We start from the raw sequence: 18,723 nt of genomic DNA, 5'->3' as shown, positions 1-18,723 counted from the left end.
GATTTTTTTCAGAACTGTATTTGGATAGATTCGTGATTTTTGCAGATGTTTTTATTCCGATTTAAAACAAGCCGGGCAGATTACTCCGCCCGGCTTTCTAAGCTCTGTAAAACTTATTTCAGAGTTACAGTTGCTCCCTGCTCCTCAAGCTTAGCCTTCAGCTCATCAGCCTCAGCCTTGGAAACGCCCTCTTTCAGAACCTTCGGTGCACCGTCTACCAGATCCTTAGCTTCCTTCAGACCCAGACCAGTTACCTCACGAACAACCTTGATAACCTTAACCTTTGCATCGCCAGCGCTTGTCAGCTCTACGTCGAAGGAATCCTTCTCCTCAGCTGCTGCTGCGCCCTCGCCTGCTGCTGCAACTACAACGCCTGCTGCTGCAGATACGCCAAACTCTTCCTCACAAGCCTTTACCAGCTCGTTCAGCTCTAATACGGATAACTCTTTGATCGCTTCAATAAACTCAGCGGTGGTTAACTTTGCCATTTTATTTTCCTCCTGATTTTTGATTTTAATATTTCGTTATTTTTGAAATTCTTGTACGAAATTCGTGCTACGCACTCCTTAAGTACCTGTAGCCTACGCCTCTGCCTTGGACTCTGCGATCTGGTTCAGAACGCGGGCAAGGTTTGTGATCGGAGACTGAATGCTGCCAAGCAGCTTGCCAAGAAGCTCTTCTCTTGACGGAACCTTTGCGATCTCAGCCATACCAGCTGCGTCGTAGTATGTTCCCTCTACGATACCGCCCTTAATCTGAAGGGCCTGAGCCTCTTTACCGAACTTCGCAAGGATACGTGCCGGAGCAGTTGCATCTGTTTTGGAGATTGCAATTGCGTTCGGTCCCTCCAGCTGCGGAGCCAGGCTCTCACATGCTGTTCCCTTGAATGCAAAGTTCATCATCGTATTCTTGTAAACCTTGTAGATAACTCCGTTTTCTCTGAGCTCTTTACGAAGTCTTGTATCCTGATCTACAGTTAAACCGCAGTACTGAACAAGAACAACGGACTGAGCACCGTCGATATTTGCGGAAATCTCTTCTACAACCGGTTTCTTCAGCTCGACTTTTGCCATGAGTGGTGTACCTCCTTATTAGTCTATGTGTTCACCAACCCGATATACGAAGGAATCGATTTTGTCGAATTCCTGATACAAAAAACCTCTCTGCCGGGAAGACAGAGAGGTTTCGAAAAATCATTCAAAGTGAATGTATATCGTCCTCGGCAGGCGTGTTCAACTTATGCCTTGCGGCACCTGCTGTCTTCGGGTCGTGTTACATGCTATGAAAGCATAGCACATCTTTTTATGAATGTCAACCAATATTTTTGATTAACCAAGCTTTGCTGTGTTCAGTCTTACGCCCGGTCCCATGGTCGGAGCGATGGTTACACTCTTCAGGTACTGGCCCTTTACAGCTGCCGGCTTAACCTTATTGATTGCATCAATCAGCGTCTGGAAGTTGTCCGCTAACTGCTCCTCTGTGAAGGAAGCCTTTCCAATCGGCACGTGGATAATGTTAGTTTTGTCCAGTCGATACTCAATCTTACCAGCTTTGATTTCCTGGATTGCCTTGGTAACGTCCATAGTTACAGTTCCGGCCTTCGGGTTCGGCATCAGACCCTTCGGTCCAAGTACACGTCCCAGACGTCCTACAACGCCCATCATGTCCGGTGTAGCTACAACTACGTCGAAATCAAGCCATCCTTCGTTCTGGATCTTCGGAATCAGTTCCTCTGCTCCAACGAAATCTGCGCCTGCTGCCAGTGCCTCATCTGCCTTTGCGTTCTTTGCAAATACCAGCACACGTGCAGTCTTACCGGTTCCGTGCGGAAGTACAACAGCGCCACGGATCTGCTGATCTGCATGACGTCCGTCACAACCTGTACGGATGTGAGCCTCGATGGTCTCATCAAATTTTGCGGTAGCAAGCTTCTTTACGATAGCTACTGCCTCATCTCTATCATACTGAGTCTGTTTGTCGTAGAGCTTAGAAGCCTCAACATACTTCTTTCCATGTTTCATATCAAATAACCTCCTGGTGGTAATTGCGGGATTCAGGGTTTTCCCTCCCACGTCTGACTTTTGTTATAACAGTTTCGAATTACTCTTCTACAGTGATACCCATGCTGCGAGCGGTTCCGGCGATCATGCTCATTGCGGAATCGATGTTCGCTGCGTTCAGGTCCGGCATCTTGATCTCTGCGATCTTCTGAAGCTCAGCCTTGCTGATGGAAGCAACCTTAGTCTTGTTCGGAACTCCGGAACCGGACTGAAGCTTGCAAGCCTTCTTCAGCAGAACTGCTGCAGGCGGAGTCTTTGTGATGAAGCTGAAAGATCTGTCTGCGTAAACTGTGATAACAACCGGAATAATCATTCCGTCCTGATCTGCGGTTCTTGCGTTGAACTGCTTTGTGAACTCTACGATGTTCACACCGTGCTGTCCAAGAGCCGGACCAACGGGCGGAGCCGGTGTTGCCTTTCCAGCAGGAATCTGCAATTTAATATAACCTGTTACTTTCTTTGCCATTTTAGGCACCTCCTTGTGGTAATTGCGGGCATTCGGGTTTCTCCCTCCCACATGCTTCGTGTGATAGTTGCCATCCTGCAAAAACAATTCTGTTTCTGCCGGGATGCATTACATTTTCTTGATTTCCGAGAAACTGATCTCGACCGGCGTCTCTCTGCCGAACAGATCCACGTTGATGGTTACGCACTGCTTACCCTGGTTGATATCCTGGATAACGCCTACTGTGTCGGCCCATACGCCGCCTGTAACCGTTACGGTGTCTCCCTCTTTGAAATCTACTACGACGTTTTCAGACTGGATTCCGAGCGGCCGCATCTCCTCTTCTGTCAGAGGTACCGGTTTCGATCCCGGTCCGACAAAGCCGGTCACACCACGGGTATTGCGCACAACGTACCAGGTGTCGTCATTCATCACCATGTTAATCAGAACATAACCGGGAAACATCTTCTTCTGAACCTGTTTTCTGGTGCCGTTCTTCATCTCAACCACGTCCTGCAGCGGAACTCTCACTTCGAGAATCTGCTCCTCCAGGTGTCTGTTTTCAATTGTTTTCTCAATGTTGGCCTTAACCTTGTTCTCGTATCCGGAATAAGTATGAACTACATACCAGTTTGCCTCTGCCATTTTCTCACTCCTATAAACTAATCAGCATATCGATTCCATAAGACAGGATAATGTCCAGAAGCTTGATTACAACTCCCAGAGCAATTGACGTAAGCACTACGGCTGCCGTCTGTCTTATCACGGTCTTTCTGTCCGGCCATACAATCTTGTTGTATTCCGCCTTCAGACCCTTGAACCAGCTTTTCTTCGGTTTATCGGTGTTCTTAGTGGCCTTTTCTGCTGCTTCGCTCATCGTCCCACTATCCTTTCCTGCATCTTATTTTGTTTCTTTGTGCAGTGTGTGCTTTCTGCAGAATCTGCAGTACTTGTTCGTCTCCATCCGGTCCGGATGATTCTTTTTCTCTTTTGTCATGTTGTAGTTACGCTGTTTGCACTCCGTACATGCCAATGTGATCTTTACGCGCACGACTTCCACCTCCGCTTATTTTTTGCTTGCTGGACAGCTTCGATACGCATGCCGGCATATCTCATCTGTCGTTTTTTAGGCATAAAAAAAAAGCCTACTTCCATTCGCCCTGATATCATAGCATGATAAAGTATAGTCTGTCAAGCTTTTTCTTCCACTGTCCATTGATTTTTCCTCCTGATTAAAGGCTTGCCTTTCCTGCGGCAAAATGTTAAAATCTAACTATTATAAGTACGCAAAATTCAGGCAATAGCCGGAACAAGGAGAAGGAGACTATTTCCATATGAATTATCAGAGACATAAATCCGAAGAATCCGTTGAGGATTATCTGGAAGCGATTCTTATCTTAAGTAAGCAGAAGCCCCAAGTGCGTTCCATCGACGTGGCCAACGAGCTGGGCTATTCCAAGCCCAGTGTCAGCGTAGCCATGAAAAATCTGCGCCAGAAGGGCTATGTAAAGGTATCCGAGGAGGGCTACCTTTCTCTGACCGGCGAAGGCCAGAAGCTGGCTTCCACCGTCTACGAACGCCACTCTGTCATCTCCGGCTGGCTGATCCGCCTCGGCGTGTCCCCGGAGATCGCTATAGAGGACGCCTGCCGCATGGAGCACGATATCAGTGAGGAGAGCTTCGCGGCGATCAAAAAGTATCTTCAGGATACCCAGCTTTCCTAAGACATGCTCAAGAACGCCTGACGGATTTCGCACAATCCGCCAGGCGTTCTTTGGATTCCCTTATTTTTTCAATCCGTCATTCATACTTCCCATTCGGTATCCGGATAAATCCATCGTCACGTACAAAAAGCCGTACTCCTTCAGCTTTGCCACCACGTCGGTGCGGACCTTCTCCTCCATCATCCGGTCAAACTGCTCCGGCAGCACCTCAATGCGGGCCAGGTTGTCGTGGATCCGTACCCGCACCTGATGAAAGCCATAGTCCAGAAGCAGCTGCTCCGCCTTCTCTACCATGCCTAGCTTCTCCCTTGTAATGGTTTCCCCGTACACGAAACGGGAGGCCAGACAGGCAAAGGACGGCTTATCCCAGGTGGGCAGTCCCAGCTCTCTGGAAAGCTCCCGGATCTCCTGTTTCGTAAGCTCCGCTTTTCGCAGGGGACTCTTGATCTCTAGTTCCGCGATGGCTCTGTGACCCGGACGGTAATCGCCGTTGTCGTCCATATTGGAGCCCTCTGCCACGTAAGCGATCCCATTCTCTGCCGCCAGCTTTTTTATCCTTTGGAAAATCTCCCGTTTGCACAGATAGCAGCGGTCGGGCGGGTTCTGGGCAAATCCCTCGATCGCCAGTTCGTCCGATTCACAGATAACATGGCGGATCCCCTCCTGTTCACAGAATGCTTTTGCTTCCGTCAGCTCCCGCTTTGGAAAGGAGCTGGAGCTGACCGTTATGGCAATGGCCCTGTCTCCCAGCACCTCATGGGCTGCCTTCAATAAAAATGTGGAATCTACCCCACTGGAAAAGGCCACAGCCACACTTCCCAGCTCCCTTAAATAAGCTTTCAAAGCCTCCAGCTTCCGCTCTGCTTCATTCTGCATATTTCTCCTCCTGCTTCTATTTTTTTCTTACCTCTGAGCATACCGTAAATCGATGTCCGGATCAATGCCCAGTTTTTTTATAGGAAATAAGTTTTCCTTGACTTTCTGCCATTTTCGGGATATAATAACGTCGTTTAAATGTATTTTCGAAGAGGATTGATTCACATGTTTTTGTAAGTCATCGTTCACTTTGATGCTTTACAAAAACATGTGATTTTTTTATTTTCGGGAGCGCATGAGACACCAAATTATTTTCTATAGTTATAGGAGGCTTCATTTATGAACAAGGGTACTGTTAAGTGGTTCAACGGAACAAAGGGATACGGCTTCATCACCAACTCTGAGACAGGCGAGGATGTATTCGTACATTTCACCGGCATCGTTGCTGATGGCTTCAAGACTCTGGAGGAAGGCCAGTCCGTTACCTTCGATGTAACCGAAGGAAATCGTGGACCGCAGGCTACCAACGTTGTAGTAGTAGCGTAAGTCGCTTCTAAATAAAGGCATCCCATCCGGGGTGCCTTTTTCGTACCTATTTTTCCATCCGGGCGCCGCATTTCGGACAGTAGGCAAAATCCTCTTCCGTCTCATAGCCGCAGACCGGACAGACCCGACGCTGTGCCGTATTTTGCCAGCCACCGCTTCCGCGGCGCACAAGCGTCATATCCTCTGTTCGGATCTCCATGGTTTCTCCCCTCTGAATCCGTTTTCCTACCTCCGGATTCAGTTCATACAGGCTCTGACAGCAGCTGGTCTGTACGTAATATCTTTTACTCCATTTGAAAAGCGGAATAAAAAACAGGCTCAGGCACATGTATGTGATGTAAACCTGATAGCGTCCGTAGCTGCCGCAGGCTCCACAGATATAGGGGCCGAAGCTTCCCAGATCCTTTTGCTCCTGATTGATTCCCATGATAAAAAACATCTTAATTCTGTCCTTCCCCGCCGTCGTCTCCGGTGCCCTCGCCCGCCAGCTTCAGCAGATCCTCGATCTCTTCCACCGGCATATCCATAAACGCCGACAGCTCCTCCACCGATACCTGACGCTCCAGCTCTCCGGACAGCTCCCTGATTCCGTCGCTCAGCTCATTTAAACGATCCGCCAGCAGCTCGCCCGCAGATTTTTCCGTCTGCTGATCCTCCAGGGCTTCGCTGACCGCCTTCTCAATCTCTGCCTTCAGGTAATCCAGCGCAGTGCATTCCCCTTCCCGAAGACCCAGCGTCTCCAGCGCCAGCATCAGGCCGATATTGCCCTCCTGGATCAGATCGCCCAGAGGCAGGCCTCTGCCTGTGTAGCGCTTCGCCGTCTCTACCACATCCGGAAGCAGCTGCTCCGTCAGGCGGGCCTTGGCGTCGCTGTCACCGCTTTCCTCCACCTCCCGGCAGAGCTCCAGCAGTTCCTCCTCGCCCAGCATGCTCAGGTAGCTCAAGTCCTCCTCATACTGGTTCAGGAAATTCTGCTCCTCCTCCGTCAGCTCCGGCGCGCCTTCCTTTCCTTCTCCGGCCGCAGGCACATAGCCCTCTACGGTAATCAGCTTGGAGGCCAGATAGGCGAATACCAGGTTATACTGTTCCTCCGTCAGATCCATATCCTTTAAAAACGTCTTCACCGCATCCGTGCTCAGACGGTTCTGGTTGATTTTCGCCAGCTCGCCCAGATCCTCCAGGCGTTTCTGAAAAGCTTCTTTTTCCATATATTTACTCTCCTTTTTGTCCGGTCATTTTCTCATGCTCAGCCAGAAGCTCCTGATACAGCTCATAAAGCGTCCAATCCGCATTGTGCTCAGTCACCATCGCCTTCAGCGCAATGGGAGGAACCTTGGCTTTCCGAAGTCCTGCCAGAAGCTCCTGCAGGCGCTGATTGCCAAAGCCATGCAAAATCAGCATTTTTTCCGGAATCACGGGACACTCTGCCGCCTCCTGCTCAAAGTCCGAAAGCCCGGCCAGGGCGCCTACCCTTTCACCGGTCTGCTCCGGCGTCAGATTCCGAATCCGGATTCCCATGCGCACCAGCACGCCCTTCAGCATCCGATCCGCGTCGGATTTCTCCGGCGTATAATAAAGCACAAGTTCTTTTCTTACAGTCATACCTTTCTGGGCTCCTTTCCTGTTTTATTCCCGCTCTCTGCGGACCAAAAGGCCCACGTTTTCGATCCCTGCGGTCTGGGGGAACATATCCACCGGCTGCACCTTCCGAAGCTCATATCTGCCGTCTGCGCAGAGAAGCTTCAGATCCCGCGCAAAGGTGGCCGGATCGCAGCTCACGTAGACGATACGCTCCGACTCCATCTGCAGCATTGTCTCGATACAGGCCGGATCGCAGCCCTTCCGGGGCGGATCGATGACGATAACGTCCGCATGGATTCCCTCTTTTTCGTATTTCTCAGGCAGAACCTCCTCCGCCTTGCCCAGATAAAATTCCACATTGGAAATGCCGTTGAGCTCTGCGTTATGCTTTGCGTCCTCCACAGCCTGGGGCACGATCTCCACCCCATATACCTTCCGGGCGCTCTGCGCCAGGAAAAGGGAAATGGTTCCGATGCCGCAGTAAAGCTCCCAGACGGTCTCCTGACCGGTCAGACCCGCGAATTCCAGGGCTGTGCCGTACAGCTTCTCCGTCTGCACCGGATTCACCTGATAGAAGGACAGGGGCGAAATCCGGTAGCTGATATCGCCGATTTTATCCGTAATATAGGTCCGTCCCCGCACCGGAATGATCTGCTCTCCCAGAATTACATTGGTGTTCTTCTGATTGACATTCAGCGTCAGACTGGTCATTCCTGGAATCTCAAAAAGCCGGTCTGCCAGCTTCTCAACCTCCGGAAAACCTTTTCCGTTGATCACCAGGCTCACCATCAGTTCCCCTGTGGCAAAGCCCTTCCGAATCAGTACATGGCGCAGCAGCCCTTTTCCCGTGGCCTCATCGTAAGGCTCGATCTGATTCTCGTTCATAAAGCTGAGAATTTTATTCAAAATAATCTGATTTTCTTCTATTCCCAGAGCGCAGTCCGTCTCCGGCACAATGCTGTGGGTCCGGCCCGCGTAGAAACCGGTCACCACCCGTCCCTCTTTGTCCTTTCCAAAAGGAAACTGGGCCTTGTTTCGATAGCGGTAGGGCTCGTCCATTCCCAGCACGGCCTGAACCGGCGGATCCGCGAAACCTCCCAGACGCTTCAGATCCTCCCGTACCTTTTCCTCTTTATATAGAAGCTGCTTTTCATACGCCAGTCCCTGAATCTGACAGCCGCCGCAGCGTCTGTACTGGGCGCACCGGGGCTCCTCCCGATCCGGCGACGGCTCCAGAAGCTCCACAAGCCTTGCGAAGGCATAGGTCTTTTTCACCTTGGTCAGGCTGACCCTGGCCCTGTCTCCGGGAAAGGTATCCTTCACAAAAAGGGGATAGCCATCAATTTTGCCTATCCCCTCTCCTGCGCTTCCCATCGATTCGATTGTAAGTTCCACCAAATCGTTCTTCTTCACCAGTATTAAACCTCCGTCTTACGCAGATTGGACTCAAAGAAGCGGTTGTAGCCAAGCCAGCCTGTGTTCTGTCCCGCTGTCTTGAAAATCTCCTTCATAGTCTCCATTTTCGCGTCTGTGTTGTCCGCCAGGTTCAGCGCCATGGCCTCTGCCAGAGCCGGTTTTTTCGGAGAACCGTACTCCAGCTCTCCGTGATGAGCCAGGATACAGTGCTTCAATTCATTCTCCAGCTTCTTCGGGAATCCGGGAATCTGACGGGCCCGTTCCGCCACCATCTCACTACCCATGGCAATATGGCCCAGCAGCTGTCCCTCGTCTGTATAGTCATTTTCCGGGAAATCCGAAAGCTCATAAACCTTGCCGATATCGTGGCACATGGCCGCTGTGTACAGCAGATCCCGGTTGAGATAGGTATAATTCCGCACATAGTATTCGCAAAGCTTTGTCACATTTAATGTGTGCTCCAGAAGGCCGCCCACAAAGCTGTGATGCACCGTCTTGGCTGCGGAATGAAACTTGAAGCCTTTGATAAATTCCGCATCGTCCACGAACAGGCTCTTTAAGAGCTCCCGCAGATGGGGTTCCTGTACCTGATTGGCGTAGCCCATCAGTTCCTGGTACATCTCCTCCACGTCACGCTCACTGACCGGCAGATAATCCGCCGGATTGTATTCACCCTCATGGGCCTTCCGCACCCGCTTCACATTCAGCTGCAGCGCGCCCTGGAAGCTGGTAGCCTCCGCCATAATATCAATATAATCCAGGGCGTCAAAATCATCGATCCCCTGGGAATTGGGGTCCCAGATCTTGGCGTCCACCACACCTGTCTTATCCTGTAAAATCAGGTTTTCATAGGATTTTCCATTTTTTGTAACTGCAGACTGACGCTGCTTGCACAGGTAAATGCCGGAAATACGCTCGCCTTCCCGGATTGTTTCAATATATTTCATCTCTATATTCTCCTCATTCTGATATCCGAACCACTATTTTAGCACATCCAGCTTCACACTGCACGTAATTTCTTTATATTCTTCTTTTCCCTTGCGCATCACCTTGGTCTGAATTACCTGATCCTTGGAAAATTTCAGGAGCATTTCCTGCATCTCCGCCACGCTGTTTACTGCCTTTCCATTGATCTCCGTAATGACGTCGCCTGCCTGCAGGCCGCCGTTCAGGGCCGGAGAATCCGCTTCCACGTCCGACACATAGACGCCCATGGGAATTTCCTGGTTCTCCGCGATCTCTGCTGTCACCCGGATTCCCCGAATGCCCATGTAGACCAGATCCTGACTGTTGGACAGGTGTTCGATGACCGCCTTCATATCGGAAATAGCATAGGCCGTCAGCGCCCGTTCATTGGAGGCATGAAGATAGGTATTTTCTATCAGTCCCACCACCTGTCCGTCCAGGTTTACCAGCACGCCGGTACCCTCTTCAGAACGCTCCATATCCGTAATCAGCAGACGATACTCGCCATCAACCACGCTGGTCTTATGGCCGGAAGCCACCAGATTACCGAACTTCAGGGAACCGGAAAAGCCCGCAGGGCTGCCTACGGCAATCACGCTGTCCCCGGCCTTCAGGGACTTGGAGCTTCCCAGATCCGCAATCTTCACCGCTTCTGCCGTACTTTCCTCCAGCGAGGCAAGACTGACGCTTAAAACCGCCATATTCGTTATCTTATCATAATTTTTCAGGACCGCTTCCTGGATTTTCCCATCTGTAAATGTCACCTGCAGATAGCTGGCATCTTTCACCGGCTCGTAGGGCGTAAGCACCAGAAGCTCCACACCGTTATTGCCCACCAGAACCCCGCAGATCTCCCGCTGACTCTCGTAGGTCTCATTAAACCAGTCCGTATCACTGCTGGCTGCCGTCACCGTCACCAGACTTTTTCCGGCCTCCGCGGCCACGGCCCGCAGCTTGCCATACAGCTTCTGATAATCCGTAAGCTCCAGCTCCTGGGCTTCCGTAATGATCACCGGCTGCTCCTGGGACGGCGCCTGTACCGGTTCGTCCGTTTCCTCATTGTCTCTGGGAATGGTAATCTCCGTCTTTTCCTCTTTTCCAAACTTCTGCTCCATCCAGGGCTCCAGCTTTACAAACACAAAGCAGGCCATCGCGCCGCAAAGGGCCGACACCAGCAGCCACCAGCACAGACGGCGGAATTTTTTGTTTTGATAAAAGGGCTGTTTTTTAATCTTTTCTTTGATAAAGGAAAATTCCTCATTGTTTGATCTTTTGTCTTCAGCCATAGAAATCCTCCCTGACGCTCTGGGGAATCATATCCCGATATGTTTTATTTTAATACAATTTACTATGGCTGTCCACAAATAAAACCCCTTTTCTTTCCCGCAAAATTGCGGTATACTTTGGGTATTATGAATAGAAAAGCTTATCACACACTGGAATTTTATAAAATCATTGAGCGTCTGGCTGCCGAGGCGGGAAGTGCGGGCGGACGCAAGCGCTGTATGGAACTTACCCCCATGCAGGATCTGACGGCGATTACCGCCGCCCAGCAGGAAACGGAGGACGCGCTCACAAGACTCTACCGCAGAGGCAGCGTGGGCTTCTCCGGTACGAAGGATGTACGTGCCTCCCTGAAGCGTCTGGAGATCGGAAGCACCTTAAATATCCCGGAGCTTCTGGATGTCTGCTCCCTTCTGGAGACAGCCGCCCGGGCCAAACAGTACGCCCGTCAGAACGACGGACGGGAGGAGGAGCCGGACTCCCTGGATCCGCTCTTTTCCGCTCTGGAGCCCTGTACCCAGCTTTCCTCTGAAATCCGCCGCTGCATCCTCTCTGAGGACGAGGTAAGCGACGATGCCAGTCCCGCCCTCCATCACGTGCGCCGTTCCATTCTGGCCGCCAACGACCGGATTCATTCCACCCTTTCCGGCATGGTAAATGGTTCCGCGAGAACCTACCTGCAGGACGCGGTGATTACCCAGCGAAACGGCCGCTACTGTATCCCGGTCAAGGCCGAATACCGCAGCCAGGTGCCCGGCATGATTCATGATCAGTCCTCCACCGGTTCCACCCTGTTCGTGGAGCCTATGGCCGTTGTAAAACTGAATAACGATTTAAAGGAATTATATCTGAAGGAGCAGGAGGAAATTGAACACGTACTGGAGGCTCTGAGCAATCAGACCGCCCTCTGTACCGAAGAGCTGGCGGAGGATTATGAGCTTCTGACTACACTGGATTTCATCTTCGCCAGAGCAAGACTTGCAAAGAATATGAAGGCCACCCGGCCGGAATTCAATGAAAACCGGCAGATTTACATCAAGGAAGCACGCCACCCTCTGCTGGATCCCAAAAAGGTGGTGCCCGTCACCATCCGCCTGGGACAGGATTACGATCTTCTGATTGTCACCGGCCCCAACACCGGCGGTAAGACAGTTTCCCTGAAAACCACCGGACTTCTGACCCTGATGGGACAGGCCGGACTGCATATTCCTGCCGCCCAGAATTCTAAGCTTGCAGTCTTTGACGATGTGTACGCGGATATCGGCGACGAGCAGAGTATCGAGCAGTCCTTAAGTACCTTCTCCTCCCATATGACCAATATCATCCGGATTCTGAAGGAGGCGTCCCTGAATTCACTGGTACTCTTTGACGAGCTCTGCGCAGGAACCGACCCCACCGAGGGCGCCGCGCTGGCCATCGCGATTCTTTCCCATTTACACAAAATGGGCATCCGCACCATGGCCACCACCCATTACAGCGAGCTGAAGGTCTTTGCCCTTTCCACAGAAGGGGTAGAAAATGCCTGCTGCGAGTTCGATGTGGAAACCTTAAGTCCCACCTACCGACTGCTCATCGGTATTCCCGGTAAGAGTAACGCCTTTGCTATCTCAAGAAAGCTGGGACTGCCCGACTTCCTGATTGAGGACGCCAGGGGACACTTAAGCGAACAGAACGAAAGCTTCGAGGATCTGCTGTCCGATCTGGAGAGCAGCCGCCGGACCATCGAGATGGAGCAGGCAGAGATCCGGGAGCACAAAGAAGAGATCCGCTCTCTCCGGGAAGCCCTGGAGAAGAAGCAGGAGAAGCTGGAAGCCCAGCGCGACCGCATTTTACAGGAAGCCAACGAGCAGGCCCGAAAGGTGCTGCAGGAAGCAAAGGACTACGCCGACGAAACCATGAAGAATTTCCATAAGTTTGGCAAGGCTAACATATCTGCCAGCGAGATGGAAGCAGAGCGCGCCAAGCTCCGGGAGCGTATGAAAAAGACCGAAAAGACCCTGACCCGGGAGGTGGAGAAAAAGCCGAAGAAGGCTCTGAAGGCCTCCGACCTGCATCTGGGAGATACGGTCAAGGTGCTCAGCCTGAACCTGCAGGGTACCGTCAGTTCCCTGCCCGACGCCCGGGGAAATCTCTATGTCCAGATGGGAATCTTACGTTCCCAGGTGAAGCTTACGGATCTGGAGCTGGTGGAGGAGGCTGTCATCACCGCCAAGCAGTTCCAGCGTACCAGCGCAGGTAAGATCAAAATGAGCAAATCTGCCAGCGTGAGCACCGAAATCAACCTCATCGGCATGACCGTAGACGAGGCCCTGGCGCACCTGGATAAATACCTGGACGACGCTTACCTGGCCCATCTGCCCTCTGTCCGTATCGTACACGGTAAGGGAACCGGCGCTCTCCGGAAGGCCGTACAGGGGCTCCTGAAGCGCAATAAATATGTGAAATCCTACCGCATGGGTGAATTCGGCGAGGGAGACGCAGGCGTTACAATCGCAACCTTTAAACAGGAGTAAAAAAATGGTAGCTAAACAGAAAATTCTCATCGTCGACGACGATAACAATATTGCAGAGCTGATTTCTCTGTACCTAACCAAGGAATGCTATGAAACCATGATTGTCAATGACGGCGAAGAGGCCCTGAAGGTCTTTGATACCTTCAAGCCCCAGCTGATCCTGCTGGATCTGATGCTGCCGGGTATCGACGGTTATCAGGTCTGCCGGGAAATCCGCGCCAAATCCAGCACTCCTATCATCATGCTGTCCGCCAAGGGCGAGGTCTTCGACAAGGTTCTGGGACTGGAGCTGGGCGCAGACGACTATATCATCAAGCCCTTTGATTCCAAGGAGCTGGTGGCCCGCGTCAAGGCCGTACTCCGGCGTTATCAGCCGGCAAAACCGGCAGACACCGCCTCACCCTCTGCCAAGATTGTAGAATATCCGGATCTGGTCATCAACCAGACCAACTACTCCGTCCTGTATCAGGGCAAACCGGTGGATATGCCGCCTAAGGAGCTGGAGCTTCTGTATTTCCTGGCCTCCTCACCCAACCAGGTATTTACCCGGGAACAGCTTCTCGATCATATCTGGGGTTATGAGTATATCGGCGATACCCGGACCGTGGACGTACATATCAAGCGTCTCCGGGAAAAGATTAAGGATCACCCCGCCTGGAGCTTGACTACCGTCTGGGGCATTGGTTATAAATTCGACGTCAAAGGATAAGAACTATGAAGCACTCCCTGTACCTGAAATTCATACTGGCCTATCTGATTTTCGGCTTTTTAAGCTTCTTCACCATCGCGGTATTCAGTTCCCAGCTGACGCTGGACTATCTGACGAAAAATGAGGCGGAGGATCTGTACCGGGAGGCCAACTATATTTCCTCTAATTTTGTACGGAATTATTATTCGGATTCCGCAGATTCCCGCTCCTTAAGCACGATCCATTCCCATTTTCAGGCGCTGGATACCTACCTGGGCGCGGATATCTGGCTGCTCAACGCAGACGGTACCGTACTGGTAAACTCCGCTGCCGGATATTCCGGCGAATCCGCCACGGTGATTGAGGATTTTGATCCCACGGATATGGGAAGCACTTACTATATGATCGGCAATTTCTACGGTATGTTCCAGGAGGACACCCTCACCGTTGCCGCGCCCATCAGCTACAACTTCAAGCCCCGGGGCTATGTCCTGATTCACCTTCCTATGTCAGAGCTGACCCGGGAAAGGGACTCGCTTCTCAATATCACCTACCTGACCCTGCTTTTTATCTTTGTATTTTCCCTGCTGGTGCTGGGCGTCTTTACCTTTACCGTATACCGGCCCCTGCTGAAGATCACGGCAGCAGCCAGGCAGTACGCTGAGGGAAATTTTTCTTATGCATTGCAGATTTACGGAGAAGATGAGATCGGCCAACTGGCCGCTACGCTGAATTATATGGCCCATGAGCTGGGCGAAACCGATGAATATCAGAAAAAGTTTGTGGCTAATATTTCCCACGATTTCCGCTCTCCCCTGACCTCCATCAAGGGCTACGTGGAGGCGATTCTGGACGGTACCATTCCGCCGGAAATGCAGGAGAAATACCTGCGCATCGTCCTGATGGAAACGGAGCGCCTGAACAAGCTGACCAGCGGTCTTCTGACCTTAAATTCCTTTGACACCAAGAAAAACCGGCTGGATATCACCGATTTCGATATCAACGCCGTCATCAAGGATACGGTAGCCTCCTTCGAGGGCCGCTGTACAGCCCGCCATATTTCCATGGAGCTGCTTTTTGACGCCAGACAGCAGTTTGTGTCCGCAGATATGGGAAAAATTCAGCAGGTTATGTACAACCTTCTGGATAACGCCATCAAGTTCAGTCCGGATAATTCTGTCATCACCATCGAGACAACCCTGCGGCACGAAAAGGTATTTATCTCGGTAAAGGATCAGGGCGTCGGCATTCCCAGGGACAGCATGAAGAAAATCTGGGAGCGCTTCTACAAGACCGACTCCTCCCGGGGAAAAGATAAAAAGGGAACCGGTCTGGGACTGTCCATCGTAAAGGAAATCATCAACTCCCACGGCGAGCACATCAACGCCATTTCCACAGAGGGCGTAGGAACGGAATTTATCTTTACGCTGCCACGGGTGCATACAGAAGAAGGCTAAATAACTATAAAAGCAGGCTATTTTACATATATTGTAAGCAGCCTGCTTTCTTGATATTAATGTACTTCAAATTCTTTCTTTAGTTTTTCTCCCATAGCTCCCCCCGGATGAATCAGAGCAAAGCTCTCATTCCGGAAACCGGTTTCTTCTATCAGCGCAGCCTGCAATGCATGAAAAATCACCATTGCCGCCGTGGTACTGGTAGTTCCCTGACTGTTATATCTGTCAGTTTCCCGGGTAATATGCATTTTCAGGACAGCATCCGCATTTTGGGCAAGGGGCGACTGTGGATTTTCTGTTACCGTAATCACATGAACCTTCTTTTTTTTGCAGATGTCCAGAATCGGGAGAAGTTCTCCTGTCTTCCCTCCCCTGGAAAGAAAAAGCATCGCATCGCCTTCCTCCAGGAAACCGGTAGCTCCATGCACTGCCTCTGCCGGAGATATGAATCTGGCAGGACGCTCGATACAACACATCAAATGTGCAAAATCCCTACAGGCAATTCCCGAATGACCGCAACCGGAGGCTCCGATTTTCGGAGCCTCCGCCAACAGCTTAACCGCTTTTTCAAATTCATCCATATCCACTGCCGCCGCGCCCTCTCTGAGGCACTCTGCTTCTATGGCAAAGGTTTCCTTCAAACATCTGGTATAAGCTTCTTTTTCCATAACTATTTCTCGTTTCTGCTCTTGAAATAATCGATGAATACCGCAATCATAATTACGATACCTTTTACGATATACTGCCAGGAAGCATCGATACCGTACAGGTTCATAATGTTATTCAGGATAGCGATGATAAATACACCGAATACTGTTCCCGAAATACTTCCGGAACCACCGGCCATACTGGTACCGCCCAGAACTACGGCTGCGATAGCATCCATCTCTGCACTCTCACCTGCCGTATGCGTACCGGAAAACAGACGTGAGGATGAAATAATTCCTGCCAGGGAAGCCAGAATACTGCTGTATACAAATACAAACAACGTAACAACCTTTGTATTGACGCCTGAATATGCAGCGGCCTGCATGTTACCACCGGTTGCAAGAATGTGGCGTCCCAGCTGCGTACGGTTCAGGATCACTGCTGTAAGAGCTACTACAATTACAATATAGATAACCTGAATCGGAATCGGTCCCACATAAGTAGCGGCAATAGATTTAAAGAAGGAATCGCTTACTGTAATGGTCTTTGTAGCACTGTATACACGCGCGATACCACGTCCGATATTCATCGTTGCCAGTGTAATGATGAACGGCGGAATCGTAGTGAATGCGGCAACCGCACCATTAAAAAGTCCCAGACATGCTCCCAGCAGAATTGCCAGTAAAATAGCTGCACCGGAGGGCAATCCCAGATAGGATATAAATCCTGCCGCAAAGCAGCCTACCATAGCAATCACAGAGCCTACGGAAAGATCGATTCCGCCGAGCATAATAACCAGCGTCATACCACAGGCAAGAAACATATTGGTTGATAACTGTTTAATAACGTTGGAAAAGTTTTTCCATGCAAAGAAAGTATCTCCCAAAACTGCTGTCGCGCCAACGCAAAGTACTAAAAAGGCGATCAGCAATCCCAAATTATTTTTTATAACAGCCAGGCTTGATGAAGAGCCCAGAATTCCGCTTTTCTTCTCTTTCATTTTTTGTTCCTTTCTGACCTGTCATTCTATGACTCAGTCGTTGCAAGAGACATGATTTTCTCCTGATTTGCTTCTTCGCGGTCTAAGATTCCACGAATCTTTCCTTCACCCATAACAACAATCCTGTCGCAGATTCCCAGTACTTCAGGAAGTTCGGATGAAACGACGATGATAGATACGCCTTCCTTAGCCAGATTATCTATGATGTCGTAAATCTCCATCTTTGCTCCGACGTCTACGCCTCGTGTCGGCTCGTCCAGAATCAGAATCTTCGGATCCGTAGCCAGCCAACGGCCAATAATCACTTTCTGCTGATTTCCTCCGCTCAGACGTACAATTTTCTGCTCCGGGGATGCCAGCTTCACAGACATCTTCTCCACATACTCGTCCACGATAGACTTTTCTGTCTTCTTATTATAGCTTCCTGCCTTCAGGAATTTATTCATGACCTCAATGGTCATATTATAACGTACGCTCTGATCCGGATAGAGGGCTTCGAATTTACGATCCTCCGGAACCAGCGCAATACCTGCCTTCATGGCATCCTTTACGCCGTGAATTTCCAGAGGTTTTCCATCCATCTCCAGACTGCCGGAGGTTTTTTTAGATACACCGAAGACTGCATTCATCAGTTCACTTCGACCCGCTCCTACCAGACCTGCAAATCCAAGAACCTCTCCCTTCTTCAGCTCGAAGGAAGCGTTGTGAACCATATTTCCATCGCTGTAATCATTCACTTTAAAAACCACTTCGTCTGAAGGTGTGTGGGTATGTATATAATAGTCGCCCAATGTACGACCTACCATTTTCGTAATCAACTGTTCACGGGTAACTTCCTTTACAATCTCAGTGGAAACATACCCGCCATCACGCATAACTGTTACTCTGTCCGCAATCTCATCCAGCTCTGACATTCTATGAGAAATATAGATAATTCCTACATTCTGCTTTTTCAGACGGCGAATTGCGTTAAAGAGGAATTCAACCTCCTTATCCGAAAGGGATGAGGTCGGCTCGTCCATAACAATAATACGCGCTCCAAAGGAAATTGCCCGGATAATCTCAATAATCTGCTGCTGTGCAATCGGCAGACGACCCAGCTTCTCCCTCGGATCCAGATCCAAAGAGAAGAATTCCAGCATTTCCTGTGTCTTCTGTATCATTTCATTGCGCTTTACAAAACCATTATTCTTGTATTCCTGTCCCAGAAATACGTTTTCATAAATACTCATCTGCGGCAGCATCATCAGCTCCTGATGAATAATACTGATTCCGTTTGCCCGCGCTTCTTTTACATTTGTAATTTCAACCTGCTTACCGTCAATATATACCTCGCCGGAATCCTTGCTGTAAATACCGCCCAGAATCTTGATCAGCGTGGATTTTCCTGCTCCATTCTCACCCAGCAGGGCATGAACTTCGCCGCTTTCCAGCGTGAGCTGAACATCACGCAAAGCCGGAACGCCATTGAACGATTTGCAAATACCTTTCATTTCCAGTAAGGTGCTCAAATCGATTCCTCCTATTCTGACTCTAAAGAGTTGTCCCAGCTGCCACTCCCGCAGCCGCCGGGACAACT

The 18,723-nt window shown here is 50.5% G+C and carries 22 protein-coding genes and 1 other annotated feature; of the genes, 5 read left to right on the top strand and 17 right to left on the bottom strand.

Translation table 11 applies throughout. From position 1 onward, the window contains the following. Positions 1-113 precede the first annotated feature (113 nt). From rplL to rpmG, 7 genes are all read right to left on the bottom strand, one after another. The gene (gene rplL, locus ACTNCH_RS09385; RefSeq protein ID WP_441018791.1) at positions 114-488 is read right to left on the bottom strand and encodes a 50S ribosomal protein L7/L12; all 375 of its coding nucleotides are present in this window, start codon (positions 486-488) and stop codon (positions 114-116) included. Between the two features lie 93 nt (positions 489-581). Beyond that, a complete protein-coding gene (gene rplJ / locus ACTNCH_RS09380) occupies positions 582-1,073 on the bottom strand; it encodes a 50S ribosomal protein L10 (protein ID WP_441018789.1) in 492 nt (163 codons plus the stop codon). Positions 1,074-1,143: 70 nt separating this feature from the next. Then, positions 1,144-1,284: a sequence feature (ribosomal protein L10 leader region), on the bottom strand. Positions 1,285-1,328: 44 nt separating this feature from the next. Beyond that, the gene (gene rplA, locus ACTNCH_RS09375; protein WP_441018787.1) at positions 1,329-2,021 is read right to left on the bottom strand and encodes a 50S ribosomal protein L1; all 693 of its coding nucleotides are present in this window, start codon (positions 2,019-2,021) and stop codon (positions 1,329-1,331) included. Between the two features lie 79 nt (positions 2,022-2,100). Continuing rightward, on the bottom strand, positions 2,101-2,526 hold the full coding sequence (rplK, locus tag ACTNCH_RS09370) for a 50S ribosomal protein L11 (RefSeq protein WP_441018785.1): 426 nt from the start codon (positions 2,524-2,526) through the stop codon (positions 2,101-2,103). Positions 2,527-2,634: 108 nt separating this feature from the next. After that, entirely contained in the window at positions 2,635-3,150 is a 516-nt protein-coding gene (gene nusG / locus ACTNCH_RS09365; RefSeq protein ID WP_441018783.1) for a transcription termination/antitermination protein NusG, read from the bottom strand. A 10-nt stretch (positions 3,151-3,160) separates the two neighbouring features. Further along, the gene (gene secE / locus ACTNCH_RS09360) at positions 3,161-3,382 is read right to left on the bottom strand and encodes a preprotein translocase subunit SecE (RefSeq protein ID WP_441018781.1); all 222 of its coding nucleotides are present in this window, start codon (positions 3,380-3,382) and stop codon (positions 3,161-3,163) included. A gap of 24 nt (positions 3,383-3,406) precedes the next feature. Next, positions 3,407-3,556, bottom strand: a complete 150-nt coding sequence (gene rpmG, locus ACTNCH_RS09355; RefSeq protein WP_158361839.1) for a 50S ribosomal protein L33 — start codon at positions 3,554-3,556, stop codon at positions 3,407-3,409. 283 nt (positions 3,557-3,839) lie between these two features. Between rpmG and ACTNCH_RS09350 the strand changes: the two genes are divergently transcribed. Next, a complete protein-coding gene (locus ACTNCH_RS09350) occupies positions 3,840-4,229 on the top strand; it encodes a metal-dependent transcriptional regulator (RefSeq protein WP_441018778.1) in 390 nt (129 codons plus the stop codon). A gap of 60 nt (positions 4,230-4,289) precedes the next feature. Here the strand turns inward: ACTNCH_RS09350 and larE are convergent, their stop codons facing one another. Then, positions 4,290-5,105 (bottom strand): ATP-dependent sacrificial sulfur transferase LarE, encoded by an 816-nt coding sequence (larE, locus tag ACTNCH_RS09345; RefSeq protein WP_441018776.1) that lies wholly within the window; start codon positions 5,103-5,105, stop codon positions 4,290-4,292. 279 nt (positions 5,106-5,384) lie between these two features. On the opposite strand from larE, the gene ACTNCH_RS09340 reads away from it, so the two are divergent. Beyond that, complete coding sequence (locus ACTNCH_RS09340) at positions 5,385-5,591, top strand: cold-shock protein (protein ID WP_178039330.1); 207 nt, start codon at positions 5,385-5,387, stop codon at positions 5,589-5,591. Between the two features lie 46 nt (positions 5,592-5,637). On the opposite strand, the gene ACTNCH_RS09335 is transcribed toward ACTNCH_RS09340, so the two are convergent. From ACTNCH_RS09335 to ACTNCH_RS09310, 6 genes are read right to left on the bottom strand one after another with little or no spacing between them, the layout of a single operon-like run. After that, entirely contained in the window at positions 5,638-6,030 is a 393-nt protein-coding gene (locus ACTNCH_RS09335) for a zinc ribbon domain-containing protein (protein WP_441018773.1), read from the bottom strand. 1 nt (position 6,031) lies between these two features. Beyond that, a complete protein-coding gene (locus ACTNCH_RS09330; RefSeq protein WP_441018771.1) occupies positions 6,032-6,799 on the bottom strand; it encodes a sigma-70 domain-containing protein in 768 nt (255 codons plus the stop codon). 4 nt (positions 6,800-6,803) lie between these two features. Continuing rightward, positions 6,804-7,193, bottom strand: a complete 390-nt coding sequence (locus ACTNCH_RS09325) for a DUF3783 domain-containing protein (protein ID WP_441018769.1) — start codon at positions 7,191-7,193, stop codon at positions 6,804-6,806. A gap of 24 nt (positions 7,194-7,217) precedes the next feature. Further along, complete coding sequence (gene rlmD / locus ACTNCH_RS09320; RefSeq protein ID WP_441018767.1) at positions 7,218-8,585, bottom strand: 23S rRNA (uracil(1939)-C(5))-methyltransferase RlmD; 1,368 nt, start codon at positions 8,583-8,585, stop codon at positions 7,218-7,220. 5 nt (positions 8,586-8,590) lie between these two features. Then, entirely contained in the window at positions 8,591-9,535 is a 945-nt protein-coding gene (locus ACTNCH_RS09315; RefSeq protein WP_441018765.1) for a 3'-5' exoribonuclease YhaM family protein, read from the bottom strand. A 33-nt stretch (positions 9,536-9,568) separates the two neighbouring features. After that, positions 9,569-10,840, bottom strand: coding sequence for a S1C family serine protease (locus ACTNCH_RS09310; protein WP_441018763.1), 1,272 nt, complete (start codon positions 10,838-10,840; stop codon positions 9,569-9,571). Positions 10,841-10,966: 126 nt separating this feature from the next. On the opposite strand from ACTNCH_RS09310, the gene ACTNCH_RS09305 reads away from it, so the two are divergent. The 3 genes from ACTNCH_RS09305 to ACTNCH_RS09295 are packed head-to-tail and all read left to right on the top strand — an operon-like array spanning position 10,967 to position 15,496. Then, the gene (locus ACTNCH_RS09305) at positions 10,967-13,351 is read left to right on the top strand and encodes an endonuclease MutS2 (RefSeq protein WP_441018761.1); all 2,385 of its coding nucleotides are present in this window, start codon (positions 10,967-10,969) and stop codon (positions 13,349-13,351) included. Between the two features lie 4 nt (positions 13,352-13,355). Further along, positions 13,356-14,060: a response regulator gene (locus tag ACTNCH_RS09300; protein WP_441018759.1), complete on the top strand. Its 705-nt coding sequence runs from the start codon at positions 13,356-13,358 to the stop codon at positions 14,058-14,060. A 5-nt stretch (positions 14,061-14,065) separates the two neighbouring features. Further along, positions 14,066-15,496 (top strand): HAMP domain-containing sensor histidine kinase, encoded by a 1,431-nt coding sequence (locus ACTNCH_RS09295; RefSeq protein WP_441018757.1) that lies wholly within the window; start codon positions 14,066-14,068, stop codon positions 15,494-15,496. 56 nt (positions 15,497-15,552) lie between these two features. Here ACTNCH_RS09295 and ACTNCH_RS09290 read toward each other — a convergent pair whose 3' ends face one another. Genes ACTNCH_RS09290 through ACTNCH_RS09280 form a run of 3 tightly spaced genes read right to left on the bottom strand, consistent with a single transcriptional unit; the run spans position 15,553 to position 18,661 of the window. Then, complete coding sequence (locus ACTNCH_RS09290; protein ID WP_158363618.1) at positions 15,553-16,164, bottom strand: KpsF/GutQ family sugar-phosphate isomerase; 612 nt, start codon at positions 16,162-16,164, stop codon at positions 15,553-15,555. A gap of 2 nt (positions 16,165-16,166) precedes the next feature. Beyond that, positions 16,167-17,144 carry an ABC transporter permease gene (locus tag ACTNCH_RS09285; RefSeq protein ID WP_158363619.1) on the bottom strand — a complete coding sequence of 326 codons (978 nt, stop codon included), beginning with the start codon at positions 17,142-17,144 and terminating at the stop codon, positions 16,167-16,169. Between the two features lie 26 nt (positions 17,145-17,170). Beyond that, entirely contained in the window at positions 17,171-18,661 is a 1,491-nt protein-coding gene (locus ACTNCH_RS09280) for a sugar ABC transporter ATP-binding protein (protein WP_262670777.1), read from the bottom strand. Between the last annotated feature and the right edge of the window lie 62 nt (positions 18,662-18,723).

This window comes from Candidatus Merdisoma sp. HCP28S3_D10, from assembly GCF_052065835.1.
Classification (GTDB): Bacteria; Bacillota; Clostridia; order Lachnospirales; family Lachnospiraceae; genus Laedolimicola.
Note: the sequence above shows the minus strand (reverse complement) of the source record. Positions and strands in the feature narration are given on the sequence as shown.

Excerpts from the sequence above, each read along its gene's own strand:
- ACTNCH_RS09325 (WP_441018769.1), bottom strand. The coding sequence starts at position 7,193 with ATGACTGTAAGAAAAGAACTTGTGCTTTATTATACGCCGGAGAAATCC.
- rplK (WP_441018785.1), bottom strand. The coding sequence starts at position 2,526 with ATGGCAAAGAAAGTAACAGGTTATATTAAATTGCAGATTCCTGCTGGA.
- nusG (WP_441018783.1), bottom strand. The coding sequence starts at position 3,150 with ATGGCAGAGGCAAACTGGTATGTAGTTCATACTTATTCCGGATACGAG.
- rplJ (WP_441018789.1), bottom strand. The coding sequence starts at position 1,073 with ATGGCAAAAGTCGAGCTGAAGAAACCGGTTGTAGAAGAGATTTCCGCA.
- larE (WP_441018776.1), bottom strand. The coding sequence starts at position 5,105 with ATGCAGAATGAAGCAGAGCGGAAGCTGGAGGCTTTGAAAGCTTATTTA.
- rplA (WP_441018787.1), bottom strand. The coding sequence starts at position 2,021 with ATGAAACATGGAAAGAAGTATGTTGAGGCTTCTAAGCTCTACGACAAA.
- ACTNCH_RS09285 (WP_158363619.1), bottom strand. The coding sequence starts at position 17,144 with ATGAAAGAGAAGAAAAGCGGAATTCTGGGCTCTTCATCAAGCCTGGCT.
- ACTNCH_RS09350 (WP_441018778.1), top strand. The coding sequence starts at position 3,840 with ATGAATTATCAGAGACATAAATCCGAAGAATCCGTTGAGGATTATCTG.
- ACTNCH_RS09305 (WP_441018761.1), top strand. The coding sequence starts at position 10,967 with ATGAATAGAAAAGCTTATCACACACTGGAATTTTATAAAATCATTGAG.
- ACTNCH_RS09315 (WP_441018765.1), bottom strand. The coding sequence starts at position 9,535 with ATGAAATATATTGAAACAATCCGGGAAGGCGAGCGTATTTCCGGCATT.
- ACTNCH_RS09295 (WP_441018757.1), top strand. The coding sequence starts at position 14,066 with ATGAAGCACTCCCTGTACCTGAAATTCATACTGGCCTATCTGATTTTC.
- ACTNCH_RS09300 (WP_441018759.1), top strand. The coding sequence starts at position 13,356 with ATGGTAGCTAAACAGAAAATTCTCATCGTCGACGACGATAACAATATT.
- ACTNCH_RS09310 (WP_441018763.1), bottom strand. The coding sequence starts at position 10,840 with ATGGCTGAAGACAAAAGATCAAACAATGAGGAATTTTCCTTTATCAAA.
- secE (WP_441018781.1), bottom strand. The coding sequence starts at position 3,382 with ATGAGCGAAGCAGCAGAAAAGGCCACTAAGAACACCGATAAACCGAAG.
- rplL (WP_441018791.1), bottom strand. The coding sequence starts at position 488 with ATGGCAAAGTTAACCACCGCTGAGTTTATTGAAGCGATCAAAGAGTTA.
- ACTNCH_RS09335 (WP_441018773.1), bottom strand. The coding sequence starts at position 6,030 with ATGTTTTTTATCATGGGAATCAATCAGGAGCAAAAGGATCTGGGAAGC.
- ACTNCH_RS09330 (WP_441018771.1), bottom strand. The coding sequence starts at position 6,799 with ATGGAAAAAGAAGCTTTTCAGAAACGCCTGGAGGATCTGGGCGAGCTG.
- ACTNCH_RS09290 (WP_158363618.1), bottom strand. The coding sequence starts at position 16,164 with ATGGAAAAAGAAGCTTATACCAGATGTTTGAAGGAAACCTTTGCCATA.
- ACTNCH_RS09340 (WP_178039330.1), top strand. The coding sequence starts at position 5,385 with ATGAACAAGGGTACTGTTAAGTGGTTCAACGGAACAAAGGGATACGGC.